Here is a 24,864-nt window from a genome sequence, read left to right as displayed (position 1 = left end):
TTATTGTTGTGTCAGCCAGCCCAGCCCTTCCCGGGTGCCGGCTCTGGGGTTGTATTCGCAGCCTATCCAGTCGTGGTAGCCCGCCTGCGCCAGCGCCTTGAACAGGTGGGGGTAGGCGATCTCCCCCTCGTCCGGCTCGTGGCGATCCGGCACCGAGGCGATCTGGACATGGCCGATGGCCGGGCCCAGCTTGCCGATGAGACGGGTGAGATCCCCGTCCATGATCTGGGCGTGGTAGAGGTCAAGCTGCACCCCCACGTTGGGTCTGTCTATCTCCTGCACCAGGGCCAGGGCGTCGAGCTGGTGGGCCAGGAAGTAGCCTGGTACATCCCGATCGTTGAGCGGCTCCAGCAGCACCTTGATGCCGTCTTCGGCCAGGAAGTCGGCGGCGAAGCGGATGTTGTCGATCAGCGTCTGGCGGTGGGCCGAGAGGCTATGAGCAGGGTCCACGATGCCGCTCATGGCGTGTACCTTGGTGCAGCCGAGCGCCAGGGCATAGTCACGCACGCTTGGCAGGTGGCCGCGAAACTCCGCTTCCCGCCCCGGGATGGCAGCCATGCCGCGCTCACCCGCGCCCCAGTTGCCCGGCGGCATGTTGAACAGGGCCTGGGAGAGCCCCTGCTCGCGCAAGCGGCGGCCCAGCTCTGCGGCCGGCCACTCGTAGGGGAAGAGGAACTCCACCGCCTCGAAGCCTGCGTCGCGGGCGGCGGCGAAGCGCTCCAGGAACGGCACCTCGGTAAACAGCATGGTGAGATTGGCGGCAAACTTGCTCATGGTTTCATCCTCCTCAATTCATCAATTTCGGGTTCGCTCAGGTAGCGGATGGCGTGGCCATGGAGCATCAGTGCCAGGCGCGCCGTCTCCTCCAGCTCTTCCATGTTGTTGACCGCATCCACCAGATCCTTGCCCGTCACCACGGGGCCGTGGTTGGCAAGCAGGAAGGCGTTGCCTTCGGGAGCACGGCGCCCCAGCTCCTCGGCGATGCGGGCATCCCCCGGTTTGTAGTAGGGGATGAGCGGCAACTGGCCGACCCGCATCACGTAGTAGGGGGTGAAGGGGCGGATGACGTTGGCCGGATCCAGCCCCTCCAGACAGGAGAGGGCGGTCAGGTGGGTGCAGTGCAGGTGTACCACGGCCCGGCAGTCCGGATTGTTGTGGTAAATGGCAAGGTGGAAGGCCACCTCCTTGGAGGGGCGATCTCCCCCCAGGTGTTCCCCCTGCAGATTGACGTGAGAGAGCCTGTCGGCGCTGAGCCGTCCCAGGCAGGAGCCGGTCGGGGTGGCGATCAGGGTGCCGTCCGGTAGCAGGGCGGAGAGGTTGCCGGCGCCCCCGGTGGCATAACCGCGCTGGAAGAGGGAGGCTCCCAGCATCACCATGGTGTCGCGCAGTGCCTGTTCAGTCATGGAAGTGCTCCTGAGCCTTGTCGAAGAAGTCGTCGCTCCCGAAATTGCCGGACTTGAGGGCCAGCGACAGGGGGGCGTCGATGGCCCGCACCCAGGGCACACCGGGGGCGATCTGCGGGCCTATGTGGAACGCCTTGACGCCGAGAGCCTGGGTGACCCGGCTCGAGGTCTCGCCACCGGCGATGATGAAGCGGTCCACCCCGGCGCCTTGCAGCAGTTGGGCAAGGCGGGCAAAGCAGTGTTCCACCGCGTCGCTGGCTGCCTGCTGGCCGTGGGTTTCCTGAATGCGGGCCAGCTCAACCGGGCTGGTGGTGGCGTAGACCAGCGGCGCCGGGGTCCGGGGCTGGTCCAGTACCCAGCGCGCCAGCTCGGCCGGGTAGTCGGCCTCTTCGAGGCAGCGCACCACATCCAGCGCCAGGGCAGGGGCGTGCTGGCGATAGCGGGCCACCTGACGGTTGGTCATCTCGGAGCAGGAGCCCGACAGCACCGCGGCGCGGGTGCCTCTGGGCCAGCCCGCCTCACGGGCACCCTGCAGATCGCCGCTCCCAAGCTGGCGGGCCAGGCCGATGGCGAGGCCGGAGCCGCCGGTCACCAGGGGCATGTCGAGGGCGGCGGTGGCGATGTCCAGCAGGTGCTGCTCGGTCAGGGTGTCGACCACGGCGTAGCGCACACCAGCTTGCGTTAGCTGCTCAAAGGCGTCGGCAATGGCGCCGGGACCCTGTGCGATGGTATTGAACGGCACCAGACCGGCACGGCCCTGGGCCTGCCCCTCCATCAGCCGCAGCAGGTTGCTGTCGGTCATGGGGGTGATGGGGTGATGGCGCATGCCGGACTCGGCGAGCGGCTGGGCGCCGACGAAGAGGTTGCCCTGATAGACGGTGCGACCGTTTACCGGCAGGGCCGGACAGATCAGGGTGAAGTGCTGGCCAAGCGCCGCCAGCAGGGCGTCGGTGACGGGGCCGATGTTGCCCGCCGCCGTGCTGTCGAAGGTGGAGCAGTACTTCTGGTAGATGCGCGGGCAGCTGCGGGCCTTGAGCCAGTCGAGGGCCGCCAGGGAGTCGCGCACTGCCTCATCGGCCGGGCAGGAGCGGCTCTTGAGGCTGATCACCACGGCGTCGACCCCGGTCAGATCCGCCTCTGCCGGGATGCCGGCAAACTGGATGGTGGAGAGGCCGTTCTCCACCAGGAAACCGGCGATGTCGGTGGCGCCGGTGAAGTCGTCTGCGATGACTCCGAGTTTCATGCTTGCTCCTCCTGACCCGGCAGGGTGATGCCTGAGAAGATCTTGATGACGGCGCTGTCATCTTCCAGACCGTGGCCCGCGTTGCTGGCACCGAGGAACATGTTCAGCGCCGTGCTCGCGAGCGGCAGCGGGAAGCGCAGCGCCTTGGCGGTGTCCGCCACCAGGGTGAGATCCTTGACGAAGATGTCCACTGCGGAGCGGGCCTGGTAGTCACCGGCCAGCACACGGGGCATGCGGTTTTCAAACATCCAGGAGTTGCCGGCGGCATGGGTCACCACGTCATACATGAGATCCAGGGACACGCCTGCCCGACTGGCCAGGGCCATGGCCTCGGCGGCCACCGCGATGTGCACCCCGGCCAGCAGCTGGTGGATGATCTTGACCGTGCTGCCCTGGCCCGGCTCGCTGCCGACCCGGTAGACCTTGCCGGCCACCGCATCCAGCACCGGGGCCAGCTTGTCGAAGGCGGCGTCGGCGCCTGCGGCCATCACCGTCATTTCGCCGGCATCGGCCTTGATGGCACCACCGGAAACCGGCGCATCCAGCATCGGCAGTCCCATCTGCGCCAGCTCGGCGGCCAGGGCGCTCGCCTCTTCGGCAGCGATGGTGGAAGAGACCATGATGGCGGTGCCCGGTTTGAGGTGGCGAGCCAGCCCCGCTTCGCCGAGCAGGATGCGGCGCACCTGGGTGGCGTTGACCACCAGCAACAGCACGGCATCGAGCGTCTCGGCCAGGGGCCTGGCATCGGCCATGACGGCGGCGGCACCGGCCTGCTGCAACTGGCCGCGGGCCTGTTCGCTGAGGTCGATGCCATAGGTGGTGAGCCCGGCCCGCAGGCAGGAACGGGCGGCGCCCATGCCCATGGCGCCCAGGCCGATGACCGCAACATGATAGGGAGTGCTCATCTCGTGATTCCTCGATTACGACTGATGAGCTGATAGTAGAGGCTTGCGGCGATGAAATATCAGGCAGTCGTCACAAAAAATAACTTAATTAATGTTAATTTTTGTTATTCATGAGGGTTGAGATTCTTTCGAGTCAAATTTTGGCGTTTTTTGTGTGAATAAATGTGATCTGTGAGCCCGTTTCAGGTTATTTATCATTTTTTCCCAGGTCGCTGGGGTAGAATGGCACCTTCCTTTTCCCGAGGCGCGAGGCAAGATGATTCCCGTAGAGCGACAGCAACGTATCCTGCAACTGCTGGCAGAGCGCGGCGTGGTCAGCATAGTGGAGCTGACCGACTGGCTGCAGGTCTCCCACATGACCATCAGGCGCGACATCCAGAAGCTGGAGGAGCAGGGGCGGGTACTCTCCGTCTCCGGCGGGGTCAGCCTCTCCCAGCGGATCAAGAGCGAGCCCTCCCACGCCGCCAAGCGCAGCCTGATGCAGGGGGCCAAGCTGGCCATTGCCCGGCTCGCCGCCGCCCAGGTGAGCGAGGGGAGCACCGTCTATCTGGATGCCGGTACCACCTCCCTGGAGCTGGCCCGGGAGCTGGCGCTTCGGGAAGACTTGATGATAGTGACCAACGACTTCATGGTCTGCGCCTACCTCATCGAGCACGGCCGCTGCCGCCTCTATCACACCGGGGGTCAGGTCATTCGCGAGAACCAGTCCTGTGCCGGGGAGGCCACCGCCCACTTCCTGCGCAACCTCCATCTGGACATCGCCTTCCTGTCAGCCTCCTCCTGGGACAGTCAGGGGATCTCTACCCCGAGCGAACAGAAGGTGCCGGTGAAGCGGGCCGTGGTGGAGTCGGCGGCGACGCGCATCCTCATCTGCGATTCGTCCAAATATGGCAAGGTGGGGACCTTCAACGTGGTGAGCTGGGATGCGATCGATCAGGTGATCACTGACGAGCAACTGCCCCAGAGCGCCCGCGAGGCATTGGCACAGCACGGGGTCAGGGTGACCATGGCGCCGCTGGCCAGTCTGGTGGCCGGCGCCGAACAGGGGTAAGGAAAGGGGCGACAGGGGGCGAACCACTGCGCCACCCGGCCGGGATCAGCGACCCTCTGCGGCCGGTGCGTCCGTCAGTTTGGCGGAGCCCTGGATCACCTCCCCCGCCTTCTCGATGTCCCGTCCCATCCCGTGGATGGTGTTGCAGCCCAGCAACCAGAGGCTGGTGCACAGCACCAGCAGCATACGATTCGTCTTCATCCTTGCTCCTTTCATGCTATGGGGTCAGTTTGAGCAGGCGCCCCTGGCCTGAATCCGTCAACAGGTAGAGGGCGCCGTCGGGGCCCTCCTTGACGGTACGGATCCGCTCCCCCAGATCGGTCAGCAGCCGCTCTGCCGACACTATCTTGTCTCCGTCGAGGTGCAGGCGCAACAAGGCCTGACCGCGCAGGGCGCCGACCAGCAGATCCCCCTGCCACTCCCTGAACAGGTTCCCCTGATAAAAGGCCATGCCCGAGGGGGCGATGGAGGGCACCCAGATCCAGCGCGGTGCCGTCATGCCCGGCGCGCTCTGGCCCACGCCAATCTTGCCGCCCCCGTACTCCTCGCCAAAGGTCACTCTGGGCCAGCCGTAGTTGTGGCCTGGCAGGATGAGGTTGACCTCGTCCCCGCCCTGGGGACCGTGCTCGTGAGCCCAGAACTGCTGGCTGCCCGGGCGCAGGGCCGCCCCCTGCATGTTGCGATGGCCCAGGCTCCAGATCTCCGGCAGGGCCCCCGGTGTCTTGACGAAGGGGTTGTCGGCGGGGACCCGGCCATCCTTGTGCAGGCGTACTGTCTTGCCGAGGTGGTTGTCCAGCGTCTGGGCCCGCTCCCGCTCGCTGTAGCGATCCCCCAGGGTGATGAAGAGATAGCCATCCTCCGTCAGCACCAGGCGGGAGCCGAAATGGGCGCCGCCGACCACCTTGGGCTCTTGGCGAAACAGCAGTTGCCAGTCGACGAGGGCCTCTTTTTGCAGCCGGGCCCGGGCCACGGCGGTGCCGGCGCCTCCGTCCCCCGGCTCGCTGTAGCTGAGATAGAGCCAGCCATCGCCGTCCAGGGCGAGATCGAGCAGACCCCCCTGACCCGTGGCGGCGAGGGGCGGCAGGCCGGAGACCACATGGCGGTTGCCACCCGCATCGATGCGCAGCAGACGCCCAGGGCGCTCGCTGACGAGGTAGCCGCCATCCGGCAGGAAGGCGAGCCCCCAGGGGTGGCGTAGCTCCCCCGCCACCGGGGTCAGGGTCAGTGCCCGCACCGGGAGCACCAGGCAGACAAGCAGCAGGGCAAACAGTCGCAACATGGGGGCCTCCTCGCTCGGCCAGACCTGAATGTCGCTGAAGTATAGGGGAGGCAAACGGGAAAACGTGAGCAACAACAAGCCATTGGGTGATACCGGCAGCGCCTGTTACCCCTTGGGGCAGGAAGGGAAAGGGGGTGAGCCAGGGCTCACCCCCCTCTGGCTAGAAGAGGGCTGGCACGATGCGAAGTGGGTGCTCCGATGGTTTGACTTTGCCTATCTTGCGCTTGGGCAGCTTCACCGGCTCCGCCGGCAGCGCCTCGTAGGGGATGTGCGCCAGCAGGTGGGAGATGATGTTGAGGCGCACCCGTTTCTTGTCCTCGGAGTGGGCCACGAACCAGGGGGCCCAGGCGGTGTCGGTGGCGATGAACATGGCATCCCGCGCCCGGGTGTAATCATCCCAGCGATCGAAGGACTTGATGTCCATGGGGGAGAGCTTCCAGATCTTGCGGCCATCGTCGATGCGATCCCGCAGCCGCCGCTCCTGCTCTTGTGGGGTCACCTCCAGCCAGTACTTCAGCAGAATGATGCCAGAGTCCACTAGGGCTTTTTCCACCATGGGGGTGCCAGCCAGGAATTTGTCGCTCGCCTCCTCGCTGCAAAAACCCATGATGCGCTCCACCCCGGCCCGGTTGTACCAGCTGCGATCGAAGATGACGATCTCCCCCGCCGCTGGCAGATGGGGGATGTAGCGCTGGAAGTAGAGCTGGCTCTTCTCCCGCTCCGTGGGGGCGGGCAGTGCGACGACCCGAAAGACCCGGGGGCTGACCCGCTCGGTGATCGCCTTGATGGTGCCCCCCTTGCCGGCCCCGTCACGCCCCTCGAAGACGATGCAGACCTTGAGCCCCTTGTGCACCACCCACTGCTGCAGCCTGACCAGCTCCACGTGCAAGAGGCGCAGCGCCTTTTCGTATGCCTTGTTGCCAAGGGGCTTTTGCGCCTCGGCCACGACCGGTTCTTCCGTTCTGGATTTTCGTTTGCTGCCCATGATGTCCTTCTCTGTGTCTCGGCGAATGGAGGGCCGTCCTGCCGGACGGCGCCCTTCAAGGGTAGATGACGGTGTGCCGCCACCGGGAGTGGCAACTACAGGGGGATGGCCGGGATCATCTTTGGTGGGGCTCGCGGGGTTGTTGGTGGCAGTGAGACATTGAAGAGGGGGGCGGGACCTGGCCGCCATGGATGCAGGGGAAATGGCGCAGAAACGCACAAGGGGCTGGCATCATGACGATGCCAGCCCCTTGCTGTGTATGGCGTTCCCGACTGGAGTCGAACCAGTGGCCTGTCCCTTAGGAGGGGATGGTTATAAGAGCTTTTAAATAAAAAATATCGTTAAAAAACAATGATTTAAGTGTATTTTTGGATTTGAATAGCGCTGAAATAGCGCAAAATAATGCTTGCAACGCATGCGCAAATGCATTATTGGGGGTGAAATGAGGTTACGAGATGGCGTCCCAGGCAGGATTCGAACCTGCGACCTTGCCCTTAGGAGGGGCGCGCGCTATCCAGCTGTGCCACTGGGACGTGCGTGCATTATATAAAAATACTAATAAAAATAAACAGCTGCGTAGATTTTCTGTCGGAAAGCTTCTTTTTTAGCCTGATTGGGTGCTTGTTGTTCAGATTTTTTGGTAGGGAGCCACCACACGGCAAAAAATGATTTTTAGTCCTCGATTGCTAACTCCAATCTGACCTCATTAAGGCTTATGTAGTGCCCTTTTTGCCATTCATGATATCGATAATTGGATCGCCTGCGGCCACCGAGGCGCAGATTGGCCCGTTGTCAGCCGACAATCACTGTTTGCCAGGGTCTGAGTTCCATTTCACGATACCTGTAGCAGTTCCGGCCTATTTGGGTTTTGGCGCAGATCACCTCGTTGTCAGCCGACAATCGCTGCCTGTCAGGGTCAGATTTCCATTTCACGATACCTATAGTAGTTCCGGCCAGCGGGTACTCAGGCACAGATAAGCCTGTTGTCAGCCGACAATCACTGTTTGCCAGGGCCATATTTCCATTTCACGATACCTGTAGCACATCGGGCCAGCGGGTACTCCGGCGCAGATCAGCCCGTTGTCAGCCGACAATCGATGTTTGCCAGGGTCAAAATTCCATTCCACGATACCTGTAGCAGTTCAGGCCAGCGGGCCACTCTGGTGCAGATCAGCCCGTTGTCAGCTGACAATCGCAGCCAGTCAGCAGAGAGGGTTCCATTTCACGATACCGATAATGCGGTTGTCAGCGGGGCTGAGGTGCAGATCACTCCGTTGTCAGCTGACAATCGCAGCCAGTCAGCAGCGAGGGTTTCATTTCACGATACCTATAGCGGTTCCGCACTCGGGCACACCGGTGCAGATCACCTCGTTGTCAGCCGACAATCATTGTCTGCCAGGGTCAGAATTCTATTCCACGATACCTGTAGCAGTTCAGGCCAGCGGGCACTCTGGTGCAGATCAGCCCGTTGTCAGCCGACAATTACTGCCTGCCAGGGTCAGAATTCCATTTCACGATACCTGTAGCACATCGGGCCAGCGGGTACTCCGGCGCAGATCAGCCCGTTGTCAGCTGACAATCGCAGCCAGTCAGCAGCGAGGGTTCCATTTCACGATACCTGTAGCACTTCGGGCCAGTGGGTATTCTGGTGCAGATCAGCCCGTTGTCAGCCGACAATCGAGCTTGCTGGGGTCAGATTTCCATTTCACGATACCTGTAGCAGTTCCGGCCAGCGGGTACTCATGCACAGATCAGCGTGTTGTCAGCCGACACTCGCTGCCTGCAATGAGCCAAATTCCATTTCACGATACCTATAGCTGATAAGCCCCGATGTCGAGCAGCACAAAACAGCGTGTTGTCAGCCGACAATCGCTGCCAGTCAGGAGCGAGGGTTCCATTTCACGATACCTATAGTAGTTCCGGCCAGCGGGCACTCAGGTGCAGATCGGCCCGTTGTCAGCCGACAATTACTGCCTGCCAGGGTCAGAATTCCATTCCACGATACCTGTAGCAGTTCCGGCCAGCGGGCACTCTGGTGCAGATCAGCCCGTTGTCAGCCGACAATCACTGCCTGCCAGGGTCAGAATTCCATTTCACGATACCGATAATGCGGTTGTCAGCGGGGCTGAGGTGCAGAACACTCCGTTGTCAGCTGACAATCGCTGCCAGTCAGCAGCGAGGGTTCCATTTCACGATACCGATAATGTGGTTGTCAGCGGCCACTGAGGTGCAGATCCCCCGTTGTCAGCTGACAATCGCAGCCAGTCAGCAGCGAGGGTTCCATTTCACGATACCTATAGCGGTTCCGCACTCGGGCACACCGGTGCAGATCACCTCGTTGTCAGCCGACAATCACTGTCTGCCAGGGCCAGGTTTCCATTTCACGCTACCTGTAGCAGTACCGGCCAGCGTGTACTCTGGTGCAGATCAGCCCGTTGTCAGTCGACAATCGATGTTTACCAGGGGCGGAATTCCATTTCACGATACCTGTAGCAGTTCGGGCCAGCGGGTACTCTGGTGCAGATCAGCCCGTTGTCAGCCGACAATCGAGTTCGCTGGGGTCAGATTTCCATTTCACGCTACCTGTAGCAGTTCCAGCCTACTGGCGCTCTGGTGCAGATCACCTCGTTGTCAGTCGACAATGGATGTTTACCAGGGGCGGAATTCCATTTCACGCTACCTGTAGCAGTTCCAGCCTACTGGCGCTCTGGTGCAGATCACCTCGTTGTCAACCGACAATCGATGTTTGCCAGGGTTAGATTTCCATTTCACGCTACCTGTAGCAGTTCCGGCCAGCGGGCACTCCGGCTCAGATCACCCCGTTGTCAGCCGACAATCGATGTTTGCCAGGGTTAGATTTCCATTTCACGCTACCTGTAGCAGTTCCGGCCAGCTGGCACTCCGGCGCAGATCACCTCGTTGTCAGCCGACAATCGATGTTTGCCAGGGTTAGATTTCCATTTCACGCTACCTGTAGCAGTTCCGGCCAGCTGGCACTCCGGCGCAGATCACCTCGTTGTCAGCCGACAATCGATGTTTGCCAGGGTTAGATTTCCATTTCACGCTACCTGTAGCAGTTCCGGCCAGCTGGCACTCCGGCGCAGATCACCTCGTTGTCAGCCGACAATCGATGTTTGCCAGGGTGATAATTCCATTTCACGCTACCTGTAGCAGTACTGGCCAGCGGGTACTCTGGTGCAGATCAGCCCGTTGTCAGTCGACAATCGATGTTTACCAGGGGCGGAATTCCATTTCACGATACCTGTAGCAGTTCGGGCCAGCGGGTACTCTGGTGCAGATCAGCCCGTTGTCAGCCGACAATCGAGTTCGCTGGGGTCAGATTTCCATTTCACGATACCTGTAGCAGTTCGGGCCAGCGGGCACTCCGGCTCAGATCACCCCGTTGTCAGCCGACAATCGAGTTCGCTGGGGTCAGATTTCCATTTCACGCTACCTGTAGCAGTTCCAGCCTAGTGGCGCTCTGGGGCCTTGTTGCTCAAATCGGGGAACTATCTGTCATCTCGGTGATCTGATCCTGTAGCGCAGTCTCCGAGAGCATCAGATGGGCAAGTCCAAGCACAAGATCAGCAACTGGCAGCAGTACAACCAAGCCTTGGTGCAACGCGGTTCGTTGACCATCTGGATGGACGAACAAGCCATTAAGCAGTGGCATTGCCTGGTCCACCATGGCCGCCGAGGGAGAGGTTTCCACTACAGTGACACCGCCATTGAGACGGCCCTGATGCTAAAAGGCTTGTTCAAGTTGCCGCTGCGGGCGCTAGAAGGCTTCATTAACTCGTTGTTCCAACTGATGGCGGTGCCTTTGCAGTCGCCGGACTATAGCTGTATCAGCAAGCGCGCCAAGACCGTCGACATCAAGTACCGCCTCCCCAGCCAAGGCCCGGTGGCTCACTTGGTCATTGATGCCACCGGCCTCAAGGTCTATGGCGAAGGCGAATGGAAAATTCGCAAACACGGCAAGGAGAAGCGACGAGTGTGGCGCAAGCTCCACTTGGCGGTGGATGCCACAACCCATGCGGTCATCGCTGCCGAAGTCAGCCTGGAGACGGTGGCGGATAACGAGGTGTTACCGACGTTGCTCAACCCCTTACGACGCAAGATAAAACAGGTCAGCGCCGATGGTGCGTATGACACCAAGGCCTGTCATGCGCTACTGAAGAAGAAGGGGGCGAAAGCCACCATACCGCCGAGAAAAAATGCGGCACCGTGGGAGGAAGGCCATCCCCGCAACGAGGCGGTGACGGCGCTCAAGGCCGGTGAACTGAAGCAATGGAAGAAAGACTCCGGCTATCACCAGCGCTCGATAGCCGAGACCGCCATGTACCGGTTCAAGCAACTCATCGGGCCAACGCTGAGCCTGCGGAACTACAACGCCCAGGTGGGCGAAATCCTGGCTGGCGTGAAGGTGATGAACAAGCTGATAGGGCTTGGTATGCCTGTTCGCCAGCCAGTGAATTGAGTGGTATCAACGGGTTGGGGAACGGCCATCCAGCGACGGATTTGATCAACAACGCCGCGCTCTGGTGCAGATCAGCCCGTTGTCAGTCGACAATCGATGTTTACCAGGGGCGGAATTCCATTTCACGCTACCTGTAGCAGTTCCAGCCTACTGGCGCTCTGGTGCAGATCACCTCGTTGTCAGCCGACAATCGATGTTTGCCTGGGTCAAAACTCCATTTCACGATACCGATGATGTGTGCCCCTGCGATCACCGAGGTACAGATCTCCCTGTTGTCCGCCGATAATTGCTACGGTGTGCAGAGATGGATTTCTAGTTAAACGGCAAACGAGATCTGAGATCCGTTTGGCATTTCAACATTGAGCTGTAGTTTTCCCCCAGCAGCCTCGACCCAGCGTTTAAGGTCCATCAGTGTAACGTCCTCTATTGATAGATCTTGATCGCAAATCATGGGTTCGGTGCCAGCCTGGGTCAGCATTTCACGCAGTTGGGTGAGATGAATCTCCAGCCGCATTAGATCTGCTTTTTCCCTGGCCTGAGTGACAACGTCGGGCATTTCTGTGGTCAATATATCATCAAGCTTGCGTGCCATGGCTACCTCAAAAGAACCCTCGCTGGAGTGGGTCCTGAAAAAGTCATTTTGCGCTGAACGTAAGTGGCTAAGTTCTGTGCAAGATATGAGCAGTATCACCGGTGTGGGTTGAGGTGTCTACGAACGGGCTCCAATGGAGTTTTTTCGTGTTTGCTGCGGCTATGCCGCCAGCAGCTATACCAGTTGTAGGAGAGCTGCGTTGTTCCATTTCTCACTACCGATAATGGTGTGAGATTGATGTGGTGATAGGTATATGGTCGCGGAATCAGGTATTGCTGTTGAATCTTGAAGCTATCGATGAATTGTTACTGTTGGATCACAGAAGTGGGGCGGTGAAAACAGTCAGTAAAACAATGTCAGCCAAGCTGAGCTGACTGACATTAGGTTATCGTATAGCTCTTTTCTTTGTTAACGACATAGACAGTGGAAACTCCACCTTGTCCTAGGGAAGGTGCTAACAAGTCACTTGGCACAAAAACACACCATTCTAAATTATTGATATTAAATGGCTAAACTTTTTAGTTTTGGCACATAGGGTACTTATTCGCACCTTCCTTAGCAGAATGATTGTCGTCATCACCAGATCCCTGCCAGCATGAATAAACTAGTCTAGCAGTAACTAATGGAACCCGTTGAAGGTCGATCTCCGGTGAGAGGATTGCATACAGTACACATTGAACGAACAAACATACCCTCCCTGTGCAACTCAAATAATTTATCGAAAAATATTGGCACCAAACTACAGCTAGGAGATAATGCTAGGCGATAAACAAATAACTTTTTAGGCGTGATATCCATGAATGATTTTATCAAAACACTGCTGAACATTCGTAGTCTCCGGGCTGCTCTGCGTGAACTGCCATTCGAACAACTGGTCGAGATTAAGAGCAAATTTGATGAGGTGTTTGCAGAGCGTGAGGCTGCTGAGCTCCGATATCAGGAAGAAAACGCTGAACGTCTGCGTAAGCTGGCGGAGTTCAGCGAGATGCTGAAAAACGCAGGGATTGACCCCAGCGAACTGGTTGGTAGTGCTGCTCCGTCGAAAGCTGACGGAATGGAAAAGTCCAAGCGAGCGCCGCGCCCCGCAAAGTACAAGTATCACGAAGATGGCCAGGAAAAAACCTGGACTGGTCAGGGCCGTATGCCGAAAGCCATCGCTGAGGGCGTTGCTAGCGGAAAGTCCTTAGAGGATTATCTGATCTAATCCACAATTATAGTGGTATTGAAAGCAGCCGTAAGGCTGCTTTTTTTATTCATTCTACTATAATAAATTTTGTTTAGGGTGGCATGAGACATTTTTGTTAATGCTATTCGTCCATTACTCTACATGTATCGCGAGTGTTCGATGAAAATAATGACCACAAAAGAGGTTGAGGTTATAGCTGATATTCAGTGTGACGTATGCCATAAAAGCACAACCCCACATATGAACCCAAATTTGTATAATCCTCAGTTTGGAGCCCTGACTGCAAAATGGGGTTATGGTTCGAAAAATGATGGTGCGGCATATGAGGTGCATCTATGTGAGGAGTGCTTTTTTACTGTGCTGAGTCAGATAAAAAATATGCGTAAAAATGATCATGCGGGTTATGTTGATGATCAATCATTTGGGAGGATTTTATCTCACAGTCTTGAGCTTATATGACATCATTGGTTCGGCTAGTTCTAGAAAAGGTATGTCTGTCATAGGATGAGAGCATGTCTTTTTATATAACTTTAATCAGCCTATGTCATAGTTTTAATTTCACAGAAGAAAACTAAATTCACCATGTAAGTCTAGTTAATTTCATATTTTAAATATTAACTTTCGCCAATGCCATAGATAACGTTAGTCGTTAAATTAATAATTTAGCTCAAAAAATTGTTGATATTATATTTAGTGTTTGCAATACTATAATTAGAGTGAGCATTAAATATCACCGAATAATTTAGCTCACTTCTGAATGTGACTTCGTATAAATTTATTGTATGTTTTTTGAAAAAACGCTAAACCAGCTATGTTTTAATGTCTATTAAATAGGTTGGTTTGAAAAATAAAACGCATAACACTACTAATAATTATTATAAAGGTGCGCATAATGAACATAAAACCACGCTCAGGTAGGCCCCAAAAATCAGCTGACGAAAAACGCAGTTTAATACTCCGAATCTCATTTAATGCCGCTGAGCAACGAGTTTTAACTAAGCATAGTAAAACCTATGGTATTCCCAAAAAGTCTAGCCTGATTCGGTTTTTGGCTCTCCGGGAACCAGACAGTAATATCTCACCAGATTTTTCATATGATGATCGTGTGAGATTGCTCGAGGGGGTATACAATATATCATCGAATTTAAATCAAATCATTTTGTTGATTAGACAAGCTGAGGTCGGTAGTGACGTTTATAAATTTATTACTGACAGTAGTGATAACTCTCCAGTGATGCAGGCTTTCTCATCTATAAATTCTCTGTTTATAGGAATTGAAAAAGCTCTGATTGGAGTAAAGTTGAAATGAATTTTGAAAAACACAGGTTCGGCCAAAACTTCCAGTACAGACTGTCTTATATTTACCGAGCTATACATATTGGTAGGAAACGAAAATCCATGCCATCACAGGTTTATCATCTCGGTGGTGGTGTAATTAATAGACCAAATATTACATTGAATGAAAGAGGTGAGGTCTCTGATTATGACATCGGGCCACTACTCATGGAGTTGAATATGCAGGCATCATTGTATGCAGGCACAGGAAACCAACTATGTGCACATTATTCACTATCATTAAGCCCCGATGAATCATTAACGCCATATCAATGTCTAGTTGCAGCTAGGCTGCTAATGATTGAACTGGGATATGGTAGCGATACTCGATGGACATCTGTTATACACCGCGATACAAGGTCTCTACATGTACATGTTGTGGCATGTAGAGTAAAACTAGACAGAACCTTAGTTGATGATAGTAATGACTACGCTCGGGGAGTTGACGCTGCTCGAAAAATAGAAATTGAATTGGGATTGGCGAACTGTAAAAGTCCTGAAGCAAATTTCGGTCATGAGTATAGCATAGTCAATATTAAAAATGGCCGTGGTAGAGGGAGCTTTCATGCTATGCATGATCCCGCCTGTATAATTAGGGATGCAATGGACGTGGTTTTTAAAAACCAGCCAAACAACATGACTGAATTTGTCACTGGGTTGCGTGAGCATAATGTAATGGTCAGGGTGAGGAGAGCAGATAATCACGAGCCAAAAGGTATTTGTTATAGTATAGACGGTAAGAAATGGATATCAGGGTCTAAGGTTAAGAGATTGCGGGCTACCTGGTCTAAGCTGCTCGACCAGGGCATTGAATATTCACCTCGGCGAGATGATTTAAATTTGCAATTAGGTGAATCAAATCAATTAAGCGAGCTTAAGGTTATACTATTTACTGCATTGATTCGTTGTACTAAAAAACAATATGCCAAGATGAAAAAAGTGGTGCCGTCATTTGTGGATAAAAAAACATATTGTACATCGTCATTCTTTTTCCGGCTTCTAAGATTGGATTTTGTTTTGCTATCAATCGAAGAACCATCAGATAGTTTTATATCAAATGCACGATCACTGTTGAAAGACGTTTTGGCTACAATTTTTAGGAAAGGGCTGGAGAGCGTTCATGTAGGATCAAACGCATTGATTCCTGATGGATATGTCCAGGATATCAACTCAGAAAAAGATACTATTGATAAGCCAAACATGTTTTTCTTAGACAGAGAAAAACTTAAGAATGAAATTTTGACGAACAATGAATGGATTGCTGATTGGTATGGGGATCCCATATCACATGAACAAACTAAAGAAAAAAACATAAAATAACAATAATAATGAGAGGTGTGGCATGGCTAACATGAGGTTGAATGCAAATCTTAGAACAGTATCATTTAGCAAAACCGTGAGTGTACTGGAAGAGCTGGAGCTCAGTTCAGGTAAATGTGTTCGTAGGTATAGGGCTGTAAATGTTCACCTAGGTACAGTTGATGTAGATTCTGACTTTTCACTTATAAAAGAGTTAACCGAGGCTGACGCAAAAAATGCAAAGCTTTGGGTCCAGGAGCAGCAACGACTGGTCCAGTATGCTTATATGGAAAATATGAGGCGTGGGTTCCTTGGTGGTTCTCCTGTGATTAAGCGTAGTAAAGGCGACGATGAGCAGTATAGTGATTGCTATGGTTTTATACCGGGTCGGAAAGTCGGTGAGTTTATTGGTGTGATTATTGATGCTATTCCTATGGTTGAGGAATGTAGCGTAGAGAAGGATGAGTATGAAATAGAGTATGAGAAAGTGGAGCGTTTTCGTAAGAAAGGATGTCTATCTGAGATACTTGATCTGCTTTTATATGCCCTGAAAAGAAGCAATGAAAAAGTACCTTTCTCAGAAAAAGAGAAATGTGACCTATATTGTGCTGAGAGAGTTCTTTTTTACTTTTGCACTGAAGGTATGAATGTTAAACAAAGTAAGTTAGAAAAAGCCTCTCGAGATAAAGCTAAAGGTAAATATAAAAATTTGTTACGTGTCAACGCCGACCGAAAACTGATCCACTCTGGCTAATTTCGCCGATTGAAAAGTGATCCACCCGGACATGGGGTTAATTGGTTTCCTGATTACCCATGATTAGCAGTCACCACGAGCTATACTGATCTTACGTACAGTTACTGAGGTACGAGATCATGGCCAAAAGCAAAGTCCAATTCCAGAAAGGCTACAGCCTGTTTGATTTTTATGTTTGTTGAATTGAGGCATGCAGTCGTGGCAAGCCCGCCGATGCCATATCGGCTCTTGAAGCTGGCTGAGGGTCATGGGTAATCAGAAATTTCATTAACAAAGTGCGATCCCGCCCTGGGATGCGCTAGGGGAAGCCGTTTGCATCTGTTTAGGAAAAACCGGGCCCCGCTATCCGCGGGGCCCGGTTTTGATTTAGGCCATCAGCTTTTGCATGGCGCGGTTGAGGTCGACCGCGGTTTGATGCAACTGGTCGCTGGCACCCTGGGTGCGGTGGGCGTTCTCTTCGTTCTCGGTGGCGATGGTTTTGATATCCACCAGGTTGCGGGCGATATCTTCCACCACCAGCGTCTGCTCCTCGGCGGCGGTGGCGATCTGCTGGTTCATGCCGTGGATCTGGCTGATGGAGCTCGTGATGCTCTGCAACTTGCGACCCGCGACCGTCACCTGTTCGATACTCTGCTGGCTGAGTTGCTGGCTACTACCAATCGCCTGTACCGCTTCCTGGGTGCCACGCTGTACCTTGGCGATGATCTGGTTGATTTCCGCCGTAGAGTCCGCCGTGCGCTTGGCCAGGGTACGAACCTCGTCCGCGACCACGGCGAAGCCGCGACCCTGCTCACCGGCCCGCGCCGCTTCAATCGCCGCATTCAAGGCCAGCAGGTTGGTCTGCTCGGCAATGGAACGGATCACCTCCAGCACGGTACTGATGCGGCGGCTATCTTCATCCAGTTGTTTTATAACGCCAGCCGTGTTGTCAATTTCTTTACCCATCTGGGCAATGCCGCCTATGGTGTCCTGCATCACTTGCTCGCCTTCGTGAGCCGTATGGTCCGCCTGATCCGTCGCCTGGGCGGCCGATGCGGCATTCTCCGCGACATTCTGCGCCGTCGCCGACATCTCGTGCATCGCGGTAGCCACCATATCGGTGCGGGAGAATTGATCCTGGGTGCCCTTGGCCATCAACCCTGAGATTTCCTTGAGTTCATGGCTGGCACTATCCAGCTGCTCGCCACTCAACTTGAGCTGGGAAAAGGTCGTCCCCAAGAAATCGCGCAGGGTATTGGCGGCCTTGGCCAGGGCACCTAGTTCATCCTGCCGTTGCAGCGCAAAGGGTCGATCAAACTTGCCATGGCTCAACTGGATAATGAAGTCGGTGAGCGCCTTGATCGGCACCAGCAGTTGGCGATTCACCAACCAGAGACTGAGCACCCCCACCAGTAATGACGCCACAATCAGGAATACCACGCCGAGAATGGCTTGGCTGCGGGTCTCCTCACTAATGGCTTGGGCCTGACGATTGCCTTCTTCATGCAGATGCTTGACCAGAGCCTCCATCTGCTCGCTGGTTGCCCGATCGATACCCTTCACCGCCTGATCCCCCACAGTCGGGTCGCCCTGAGCGGCAACAAACTTCTCTTTGCCCTGACGATAGGCCAGCCCGAGTTTCTGATGTTCATCACTCAGGCTCCGCACCTGGGCAACCAACTCCTGATCCTGCCACTGCCCGGCCAACTGGCTCAGTTGCGCCAGCGTCTGGTTGACCGCACGCTCCTGCTCTTCAAACCGGGTCCAATACTTGGTCAGAGCCTCCGGATCCTTGCCGCGCAGCAGGACATTTTTCCACTCCTGAACCTGGCTCTTGAACTCCAGATTGGCCCGCTCAACCAGCGTCGACTCTTGCAGCGTGCTGTTAACCAGGGATTGATAATCTTCGACCCCGTGCTCCAGCAGACGGAAACATAACAACGAGATGATGACGAGAAGAAGAATACTTCCGCCCAACAACGCCAGTAACTGTGCTCTCAACGAACCTTGTATGGACATACTTGCCCCTTCATGACCTGAATCTGTACCTATATAGCGCCCCATGGAGCCTGACACCGTAATGGTGTCGTCACCGGGGGCGGCGTAGCATACACCGTAAGCGCCGTTAAATCGACCTACTTGCCTTCGTTGTATTGCACCACTTTTTTTGAAATCGGCTCCAGCGCCACATTCCACGGTAGCAGCGCTTCCAGCTTTTCCAGGCTGTCCGCTTCGCCGATCCGCGCAGCACATAATTGATATACGCTGACGGCTCCAGTTGATTGGCTTTGGCGGTCTCCAGCAACGAGTAATATGACACCGCCTGGATGCTCAAGCACAAGCTGCTGCAAGCCATGAAAGAGTCCGATGACAAGCAGCCCATCAGCGGCATCATTCAGCTCGATGATGTCTACTGAGGTGGCGAGCGCCGTGGTGGCAAACGGGGTCGGGGCGTGGCAGGCAAGACGCCGTTTGTGGCAGCAGTGGCCCTGAACAAGGGAGGGCATCCAATCAAGATGCGGATGACGGTGGTCGATGGTTTCAAAACGTCATTGCTGATTGGGCAAAACGGCATATTGCCAGTGGTAGCGCGGTGATATCCGATGGATTGGCCTGTTTCAAAGCGGTCAAGGAGGCCAATTGTGAGCACCTGGGTGTTGTCACCGGGGGCAACCTGGACTGGCTGGATCATCCGGCATTCAACTGGGTAAACACGATGATAGGAAATGTGAAAAACTCGCTGCGGGGCAGCTGTCATAAGCTCGGAGCGAAGCATTTACCAAGGCATCTTGCGGAATACTGCTTCCGGTTTAATCATCGTTTTGACCTCAAGAGCATGTTGGTTGAATTGGGGCATGCAGTCGTGGCAAGCCCTCCGATGCCATATCGGCTCTTGAAGCTGGCTGAGGGTCATGGGTAATCAGGATTGGTTTTGGGTGTGGCCCCCGCTTTGCGTTTCTCTTTCAAACGATAGCTTTCACCGCTGATCTGAACGATGTGTGCATGATGTAACAGTCTATCGAGCATAGCTGCCGTCAGTGTCTGATCATCGGCAAAGGTGCTGGCCCACTGGCTAAAGGGCAGATTGCTCGTCAAGATCAGGCTCCCTTTCTCATAACGTTTGGCGATCACATTGAAAAACAGGTTTGCTTCCTCACGCCCAAACGGCAAGTAGCCTATCTCATCGATCACCAGTAAACGCGGCCCCATCACGACACGGCTGAAGTAGGCTTTAAGCCGCTCCTGTCGTTGAGCTGCTTGCAGCTGCAACATCAGGTCTGCTGCGCTGATAAATCTGGTCTTGATGCCAGCCATCAGAGCCCGATAGGCCAGTGCGATGGCAAGATGCGTCTTGCCCACTCCGCTTGGGCCCAGCAGCACTATGTTTTCGCTACGCTCTATAAAAGCTAGGCTGGCCAACTCCTGCAACTGGCTGCGAGGTGCGCCACTGGCAAAGCCGAAGCCAACTTATTGATTACAATTAAAAACTGAATGGTAATCTGAAAATTAAACCATGTTCATAGTCAGAAGTCCGATACCTCCAGCCAACACCAATATACCTAAAACAACTATGGCTCGTAGCCCACTTATCGATCTTTTCTGAGACTCCGCCACAGCCTCTAACTTACTGTTCAATTCGCCAAATTGTTTAGCAATGCAGCTATCAATTGCTGCGCGGCCTTGTTCAAACTGATCAGGTGTTACGAACGTCAAGGCTGCTACGTCACGCCTTAGTTTAAACTGTTCATCTTTGATCTGGCCTAGGGAAGGTGCGAACAAGTCCCTGATATGAGATCATGTTTGTCATCTGGAGCCATGAAAAAGGGTTCATCATGAGTCATCAGCTCACCTTCGCCGACAGTGAATTCAGCAGTAAGCGCCGTCAGACCAGAAAAGAGATTTTCTTGTCCCGCATGGAGCAGATTCTGCCATGGCAAAACATGGTGGAAGTCATCGAGCCGTTTTACCCCAAGGCTGGTAGTGGCCGGCGACCTTATCCGCTGGAAACCATGCTACGCATTCACTGCATGCAGCATTGGTACAACCTGAGCGATGGCGCGATGGAAGATGCTCTGTACGAAATCGCCTCCATCCGTCTGTTTGCCCGGTTATCCCTGGATAGCGCCTTGCCGGACCGCACCACCATCATGAATTTCCGCCACCTGCTGGAGCAGCATCAACTGGCCCGCCAATTGTTCAAGACCATCAATCGCTGGCTGGCCGAAGCAGGCGTCATGATGACTCAAGGCACCTTGGTCGATGCCACCATCATTGAGGCACCCAGCTCGACCAAGAACAAAGAGCAGCAACGCGATCCGCAGATGCATCAGACCAAGAAAGGCAATCAGTGGCACTTTGGCATGAAGGCCCACATTGGTGTCGATGCCAAGAGTGGCCTGACCCACAGCCTAGTCACCACCGCGGCCAACGAGCATGACCTCAATCAGCTGGGTAATCTGCTGCATGGAGAGGAGCAATTTGTCTCAGCCGATGCCGGCTACCAAGGGGCGCCACAGCGCGAGGAGCTGGCCGAGGTGGATGTGGACTGGCTGATCGCCGAGCGCCCCGGCAAGGTAAGAACCTTGAAACAGCATCCACGCAAGAACAAAACGGCCATCAACATCGAATACATGAAAGCCAGCATCCGGGCCAAGGTGGAGCACCCATTTCGCATCATCAAGCGACAGTTCGGCTTCGTGAAAGCCAGATACAAGGGGTTGCTGAAAAACGATAACCAACTGGCGATGTTATTCACGCTGGCCAACCTGTTTCGGGCGGACCAAATGATACGTCAGTGGGAGAGATCTCACTAAAAACTGGGGATAACGCCTTAAATGGCGAAGAAACGGTCTAAATAGGCTGATTCAAGGCATTTACGGGAGAAAAAATCGGCTCAAACATGAAGAAATGAAATGACTGAGTCAGCCGAGAAGAATTTCCCCGCTTATTCGCACCTTCCCTAACTGGAATGCTCAACGGACATGTGATTAAACCACCAATGCGTGACGTGAAAGGCGTTGACCGAATCACCGGTTGCGAATTGATGATGGCGCAAGAGCGCCTTGCTGAGTGCAAATCCGGGTTGTCACTTTGCAATGGGTAATTCGTCTAATGCTGTGGTATAGCGGGGACTGAGTTTTTCACGCCTCATAATCCAATCACTGTTGTCTCTCCCACAAGATCCAAAATGAATTTTTCCTAATCGTCCCTGGTTGATTCGGTCGATCATCTGCATTAGGTCCTGACTGCGGGGCTTATGTTGATGATGGTCGAACAAATCTCCCTGCTGGCTGCCGATAGGAGTGAAGTCGGCTAGCATCACGCCCCCTTTTTGGTAGCGGTGCCCATCCCGCCAGATACGAGAGAGCAGTGAGTGGATCAGTCCCAGCAGCGCCCTAGTATCGTTAGTAGGTACAGCCAACTTGGTGCTCACGTGGTTGCCGTAGTAGGGCTCTTTGTCATTGAAGGGGCTGGTACGAACGAATAGGGCGACATGGCGACAGCACATTCCCTCTGCCCGGAGTTTTTCAGCTGCACGTTCCATATATCCTGCGAGGGCTTGATGCATGGAATTCATGTGTGTGATCCGTTCACCGAATGATCGGGAGCAGATGATCTGCTGTTTGGCTTGTGTGTCCTGCTCCAGGTTGGCGCATGGATAGCCGCGTAGCTCTAGCACGGTTCGCTCAACAACGACCCCATAACGATGCCGTAGGTTTTTACCATCGACAGCGACTAGGTCCGCCACACTATTGATCCCGTGCGCTTCGAGCCTGGTGGTCAGTTTTCTACCTATTCCCCATATTTCCCCGACCGGAGTGATAGCCATCAAACGCGCTCGACGTGCCTCATCACGCAAATCAACCACTCCACCAGTCGCAGGCCACTTCTTCGCGGCGTAGTTTGCCAGCTTGGCGAGTGTTTTGGTTGGCCCGATCCCGACGCCGACTGTGAGTCCAGTCCATTGCTGTATTCGTTCACGGATCTGACGACCATATGCTGTTAGGTCTCCCGCCCATGATTCGTTCAGTTCAACAAACGCCTCATCAACACTGTACACCTCGACAGTTGGCACCATGCCTTCCAGCGTGGTCATTACGCGCTGTGACATATCACCATAGAGGGCGTAGTTGCTCGAGAACCAAACACCGCCTACGGCCTCGAAGAACTGACGGATCTGGAAGTAGGGAACACCCATCTTGATGCCAAGCGCCTTGGCTTCTGCCGAGCGAGCCACAACGCAGCCGTCGTTGTTCGATAGCACCACGATCGGGCGCCCCTTGAGGTCTGGCCTAAACAGGCGCTCGCAGGACGCATAGAAGTTGTTCACATCGACGAGGGCAATGGCGTTGGGCATGGTTTACCCCAGTTTGGTCTTGTGGAGCACATAGGTTACGACGCCAAAAATTTCTAGTTCCTGCCCGTCCAATAGATGGATGGGTTGGAAATCCGGATTGGCGGGTAGCAGGGCAGGGAACGGGCGTTTTTGCAGCTGTTTGACAGTGAATTCTCCATCAAGGCAGGCTAGAACGATAGCGCCGTGGCGGGCCTTGAGCGCCCTATCTACGATCAAAAGATCCCCGTCATTGATGCCCTTTTCCACCATGCTGTGGCCACTGGCCCTGACATAGAAGGTGGCAGCGGGATGCTCAATACAGATCTGGTTCAGATCTATGGTTTGCTCAATATAGTCCTGTGCTGGGCTAGGAAAGCCGCAAACCACAGGGGACAGAAAAAGCGGCAGCTCTAGAGCGTCCGGGGTTGGATGTGGGATGGCGAACATGGTGGCTCACTGGTTACTGTTTTTATATACAGTATAGCCGTATTGCATAACGTGTGCATCCGGTGTCAGTTGACATACCGGGCCCATTAGCTATGTTCGGTTCACATGGTACTGTGTTCATAGGACGCGTGATGGAATCAACAGTTTTTAGGTGTGGTCGTGGCCAGGGGGTATACCTGCCCGAGGCCGTGGCCCTGCCAGATGAGGTCACGCATGTTGAGATCGTCGTGGTTGGTCGTACTCGCATAATCACACCTGTAGGTGAGTCCTGGGATAGGTGGTTTGATGAGCCTTGTATGAGCGCCGACTTCATGGCCGAATGTGAGCAGCCAACCGCCCAGGAGCGAGAGAAACTCTGAGGTCCAGCACGGTAACTGAGTTGCGTAGCTGAGAGGGATTGTTTTTATATATATAGATAAAGCGTATCCCTCTCACCTGAAAAGGTGAATAGCTATGGCTATCATTCTCGCGTAGCGAGGATTGTTCATAGATCTGTCGGTACTCGCTCCCCAGGCAGGATAGCTCAGTAGCCATTTTTTCTAGGTTGCACCACTGGTCGTGGTGCATGTGATCCAGTTATCTACCTGTGGTTTCCATTGGACCATTCGTTGAAGGTGTTTTGGTGGCACTAGAGCTGAGGTGCACAGCTGAGAGGGATTGTTTTTATATATATAGATAAAGCGCACCCCTCTCACCTAACAGGTAACGATGTGGCTACATCATTCTCGCATAGCGAGGATTGTCCATAGAGCTGTCGGCGCTTGCTCTCCCTGGTAGACAGGATAGCTCGATAGCAATTTTCTATGTTGCACCACTGGCGTGGTGCATCTCATCCAGTTAGTTATCTGGCCAAGTATTCCACCAGGAACTTGTCAAATGGGGTATTCCACTTGCTGCAATCCTCGGACTACCTGGGGAAGGTGCGAATAAGTACCCTATGTGCCAAAACTAAAAAGTTTAGCCATTAAATATCAATAATTTAGAATGGTGTGTTTTTGTGCCAAGTGACTTGTTAGCACCTTCCCTTCGCCGACAGTGAATTCAGCAGTAAGCGCCGTCAGACCAGAAAAGAGATTTTCTTGTCCCGCATGGAGCAGATTCTGCCATGGCAAAACATGGTGGAAGTCATCGAGCCGTTTTACCCCAAGGCTGGTAATGGCCGGCGACCTTATCCGCTGGAAACCATGCTACGCATTCACTGCATGCAGCATTGGTACAACCTGAGCGATGGCGCGATGGAAGATGCTCTGTACGAAATCGCCTCCATGCGTCTGTTTGCCCGGTTATCCCTGGATAGCGCCTTGCCGGACCGCACCACCATCATGAATTTCCGCCACCTGCTGGAGCAGCATCAACTGGCCCGCCAATTGTTCAAGACCATCAATCGCTGGCTGGCCGAAGCAGGCGTCATGATGACTCAAGGCACCTTGGTCGATGCCACCATCATTGAGGCTCCCAGCTCGACCAAGAACAAAGAGCAGCAACGCGATCCGCAGATGCATCAGACCAAGGGAGGGTGCGAATAAGTACCCTCTGCAACGAAAATGAAACTTTTAGTCAATTAAATTCAATCACTTACATAGGCGTTT

At 54.5% G+C, this 24,864-nt stretch carries 18 protein-coding genes, 1 tRNA gene and 5 pseudogenes; 11 read left to right on the top strand and 13 right to left on the bottom strand.

Annotation, left to right across the window (positions count from 1 at the left end; genetic code table 11):
• The 4 genes from otnI to ltnD are packed head-to-tail and all read right to left on the bottom strand — an operon-like array spanning nucleotide 1 to nucleotide 3,551.
• Complete coding sequence (otnI, locus tag I6L32_RS01800) at nucleotides 1-774, bottom strand: 2-oxo-tetronate isomerase (protein WP_010673296.1); 774 nt, start codon at nucleotides 772-774, stop codon at nucleotides 1-3.
• Nucleotides 771-1,403, bottom strand: a complete 633-nt coding sequence (locus I6L32_RS01795; protein WP_039041066.1) for an aldolase — start codon at nucleotides 1,401-1,403, stop codon at nucleotides 771-773. Before I6L32_RS01795 ends, otnI begins: the two co-directional genes overlap by 4 nt.
• Nucleotides 1,396-2,646 (bottom strand): 3-oxo-tetronate kinase, encoded by a 1,251-nt coding sequence (gene otnK / locus I6L32_RS01790; protein ID WP_069784509.1) that lies wholly within the window; start codon nucleotides 2,644-2,646, stop codon nucleotides 1,396-1,398. The genes I6L32_RS01795 and otnK overlap by 8 nt, the downstream gene beginning before the upstream one ends.
• The gene (gene ltnD, locus I6L32_RS01785) at nucleotides 2,643-3,551 is read right to left on the bottom strand and encodes an L-threonate dehydrogenase (RefSeq protein WP_069784508.1); all 909 of its coding nucleotides are present in this window, start codon (nucleotides 3,549-3,551) and stop codon (nucleotides 2,643-2,645) included. The genes otnK and ltnD overlap by 4 nt, the downstream gene beginning before the upstream one ends.
• Before the next feature lie 256 nt (nucleotides 3,552-3,807).
• Between ltnD and I6L32_RS01780 the strand changes: the two genes are divergently transcribed.
• Nucleotides 3,808-4,602, top strand: coding sequence for a DeoR/GlpR family DNA-binding transcription regulator (locus tag I6L32_RS01780; RefSeq protein WP_041211238.1), 795 nt, complete (start codon nucleotides 3,808-3,810; stop codon nucleotides 4,600-4,602).
• A gap of 81 nt (nucleotides 4,603-4,683) precedes the next feature.
• Here the strand turns inward: I6L32_RS01780 and I6L32_RS01770 are convergent.
• The 3 genes and pseudogenes from I6L32_RS01770 to I6L32_RS01760 all read right to left on the bottom strand — a co-directional run.
• Nucleotides 4,684-5,881, bottom strand: a pseudogene (locus tag I6L32_RS01770) (PQQ-dependent sugar dehydrogenase); the annotation flags it as partial.
• A gap of 160 nt (nucleotides 5,882-6,041) precedes the next feature.
• Complete coding sequence (gene ppk2 / locus I6L32_RS01765; RefSeq protein WP_041214649.1) at nucleotides 6,042-6,866, bottom strand: polyphosphate kinase 2; 825 nt, start codon at nucleotides 6,864-6,866, stop codon at nucleotides 6,042-6,044.
• A 456-nt stretch (nucleotides 6,867-7,322) separates the two neighbouring features.
• Nucleotides 7,323-7,399, bottom strand: a tRNA-Arg gene (locus I6L32_RS01760).
• A 3,029-nt stretch (nucleotides 7,400-10,428) separates the two neighbouring features.
• Between I6L32_RS01760 and I6L32_RS01755 the strand changes: the two genes are divergently transcribed.
• Nucleotides 10,429-11,346 carry an IS5 family transposase gene (locus I6L32_RS01755; protein WP_103261393.1) on the top strand — a complete coding sequence of 306 codons (918 nt, stop codon included), beginning with the start codon at nucleotides 10,429-10,431 and terminating at the stop codon, nucleotides 11,344-11,346.
• A gap of 316 nt (nucleotides 11,347-11,662) precedes the next feature.
• On the opposite strand, the gene I6L32_RS01750 is transcribed toward I6L32_RS01755, so the two are convergent.
• A complete protein-coding gene (locus I6L32_RS01750) occupies nucleotides 11,663-11,938 on the bottom strand; it encodes a transcriptional regulator (RefSeq protein ID WP_109422697.1) in 276 nt (91 codons plus the stop codon).
• Between the two features lie 796 nt (nucleotides 11,939-12,734).
• Here I6L32_RS01750 and I6L32_RS01745 point away from each other — a divergent pair.
• The 5 genes from I6L32_RS01745 to I6L32_RS01725 all read left to right on the top strand — a co-directional run bounded on the left by I6L32_RS01745 (nucleotide 12,735) and on the right by I6L32_RS01725 (nucleotide 16,512).
• Nucleotides 12,735-13,142 carry an H-NS family nucleoid-associated regulatory protein gene (locus I6L32_RS01745; RefSeq protein WP_069785062.1) on the top strand — a complete coding sequence of 136 codons (408 nt, stop codon included), beginning with the start codon at nucleotides 12,735-12,737 and terminating at the stop codon, nucleotides 13,140-13,142.
• A gap of 141 nt (nucleotides 13,143-13,283) precedes the next feature.
• Nucleotides 13,284-13,583, top strand: coding sequence for a hypothetical protein (locus I6L32_RS01740; RefSeq protein ID WP_134697308.1), 300 nt, complete (start codon nucleotides 13,284-13,286; stop codon nucleotides 13,581-13,583).
• A 433-nt stretch (nucleotides 13,584-14,016) separates the two neighbouring features.
• Nucleotides 14,017-14,433: a hypothetical protein gene (locus I6L32_RS01735; RefSeq protein ID WP_134697309.1), complete on the top strand. Its 417-nt coding sequence runs from the start codon at nucleotides 14,017-14,019 to the stop codon at nucleotides 14,431-14,433.
• 89 nt (nucleotides 14,434-14,522) lie between these two features.
• Complete coding sequence (locus tag I6L32_RS01730) at nucleotides 14,523-15,779, top strand: relaxase/mobilization nuclease domain-containing protein (protein WP_162624661.1); 1,257 nt, start codon at nucleotides 14,523-14,525, stop codon at nucleotides 15,777-15,779.
• Nucleotides 15,780-15,801: 22 nt separating this feature from the next.
• Entirely contained in the window at nucleotides 15,802-16,512 is a 711-nt protein-coding gene (locus I6L32_RS01725) for a hypothetical protein (RefSeq protein WP_103261769.1), read from the top strand.
• Nucleotides 16,513-16,878: 366 nt separating this feature from the next.
• On the opposite strand, the gene I6L32_RS01720 is transcribed toward I6L32_RS01725, so the two are convergent.
• Nucleotides 16,879-18,510 carry a methyl-accepting chemotaxis protein gene (locus I6L32_RS01720; protein WP_103261767.1) on the bottom strand — a complete coding sequence of 544 codons (1,632 nt, stop codon included), beginning with the start codon at nucleotides 18,508-18,510 and terminating at the stop codon, nucleotides 16,879-16,881.
• Between the two features lie 116 nt (nucleotides 18,511-18,626).
• A pseudogene (locus tag I6L32_RS01715) lies at nucleotides 18,627-18,802 on the bottom strand (transposase domain-containing protein); the annotation flags it as partial.
• Between the two features lies 1 nt (nucleotide 18,803).
• Between I6L32_RS01715 and I6L32_RS01710 the strand changes: the two are divergent.
• Nucleotides 18,804-19,411: pseudogene (locus tag I6L32_RS01710) on the top strand (IS1595 family transposase); the annotation flags it as partial.
• On the opposite strand, the pseudogene istB reads toward I6L32_RS01710, so the two are convergent.
• Nucleotides 19,402-19,953 (bottom strand): annotated as a pseudogene (gene istB / locus I6L32_RS01705) (IS21-like element ISAeme17 family helper ATPase IstB); the annotation flags it as partial. The pseudogenes I6L32_RS01710 and istB sit on opposite strands and share 10 nt — an antisense overlap.
• Nucleotides 19,954-20,324: 371 nt before the next feature.
• Here istB and I6L32_RS01700 point away from each other — a divergent pair.
• Nucleotides 20,325-21,305 carry an IS5-like element IS5 family transposase gene (locus I6L32_RS01700; protein WP_216944565.1) on the top strand — a complete coding sequence of 327 codons (981 nt, stop codon included), beginning with the start codon at nucleotides 20,325-20,327 and terminating at the stop codon, nucleotides 21,303-21,305.
• A gap of 272 nt (nucleotides 21,306-21,577) precedes the next feature.
• Here I6L32_RS01700 and umuC read toward each other — a convergent pair whose 3' ends face one another.
• Nucleotides 21,578-22,849 (bottom strand): translesion error-prone DNA polymerase V subunit UmuC, encoded by a 1,272-nt coding sequence (gene umuC, locus I6L32_RS01695; RefSeq protein ID WP_216944564.1) that lies wholly within the window; start codon nucleotides 22,847-22,849, stop codon nucleotides 21,578-21,580.
• A 3-nt stretch (nucleotides 22,850-22,852) separates the two neighbouring features.
• The gene (gene umuD, locus I6L32_RS01690) at nucleotides 22,853-23,275 is read right to left on the bottom strand and encodes a translesion error-prone DNA polymerase V autoproteolytic subunit (RefSeq protein WP_216944563.1); all 423 of its coding nucleotides are present in this window, start codon (nucleotides 23,273-23,275) and stop codon (nucleotides 22,853-22,855) included.
• Between the two features lie 92 nt (nucleotides 23,276-23,367).
• Here umuD and vapB point away from each other — a divergent pair, with 92 nt between their 5' ends.
• Together vapB and I6L32_RS01680 are read left to right on the top strand one after the other, a co-directional pair.
• The gene (gene vapB, locus I6L32_RS01685) at nucleotides 23,368-23,634 is read left to right on the top strand and encodes a type II toxin-antitoxin system VapB family antitoxin (RefSeq protein WP_337464697.1); all 267 of its coding nucleotides are present in this window, start codon (nucleotides 23,368-23,370) and stop codon (nucleotides 23,632-23,634) included.
• A gap of 714 nt (nucleotides 23,635-24,348) precedes the next feature.
• Nucleotides 24,349-24,792, top strand: a pseudogene (locus I6L32_RS01680) (IS5 family transposase); the annotation flags it as partial.
• Nucleotides 24,793-24,864 lie beyond the last annotated feature (72 nt).

It is taken from the genome of Aeromonas sp. FDAARGOS 1402, from assembly GCF_019046925.1.
Taxonomy (GTDB): Bacteria; Pseudomonadota; Gammaproteobacteria; order Enterobacterales; family Aeromonadaceae; genus Aeromonas; species Aeromonas caviae.
Note: the sequence above shows the minus strand (reverse complement) of the source record. Positions and strands in the feature narration are given on the sequence as shown.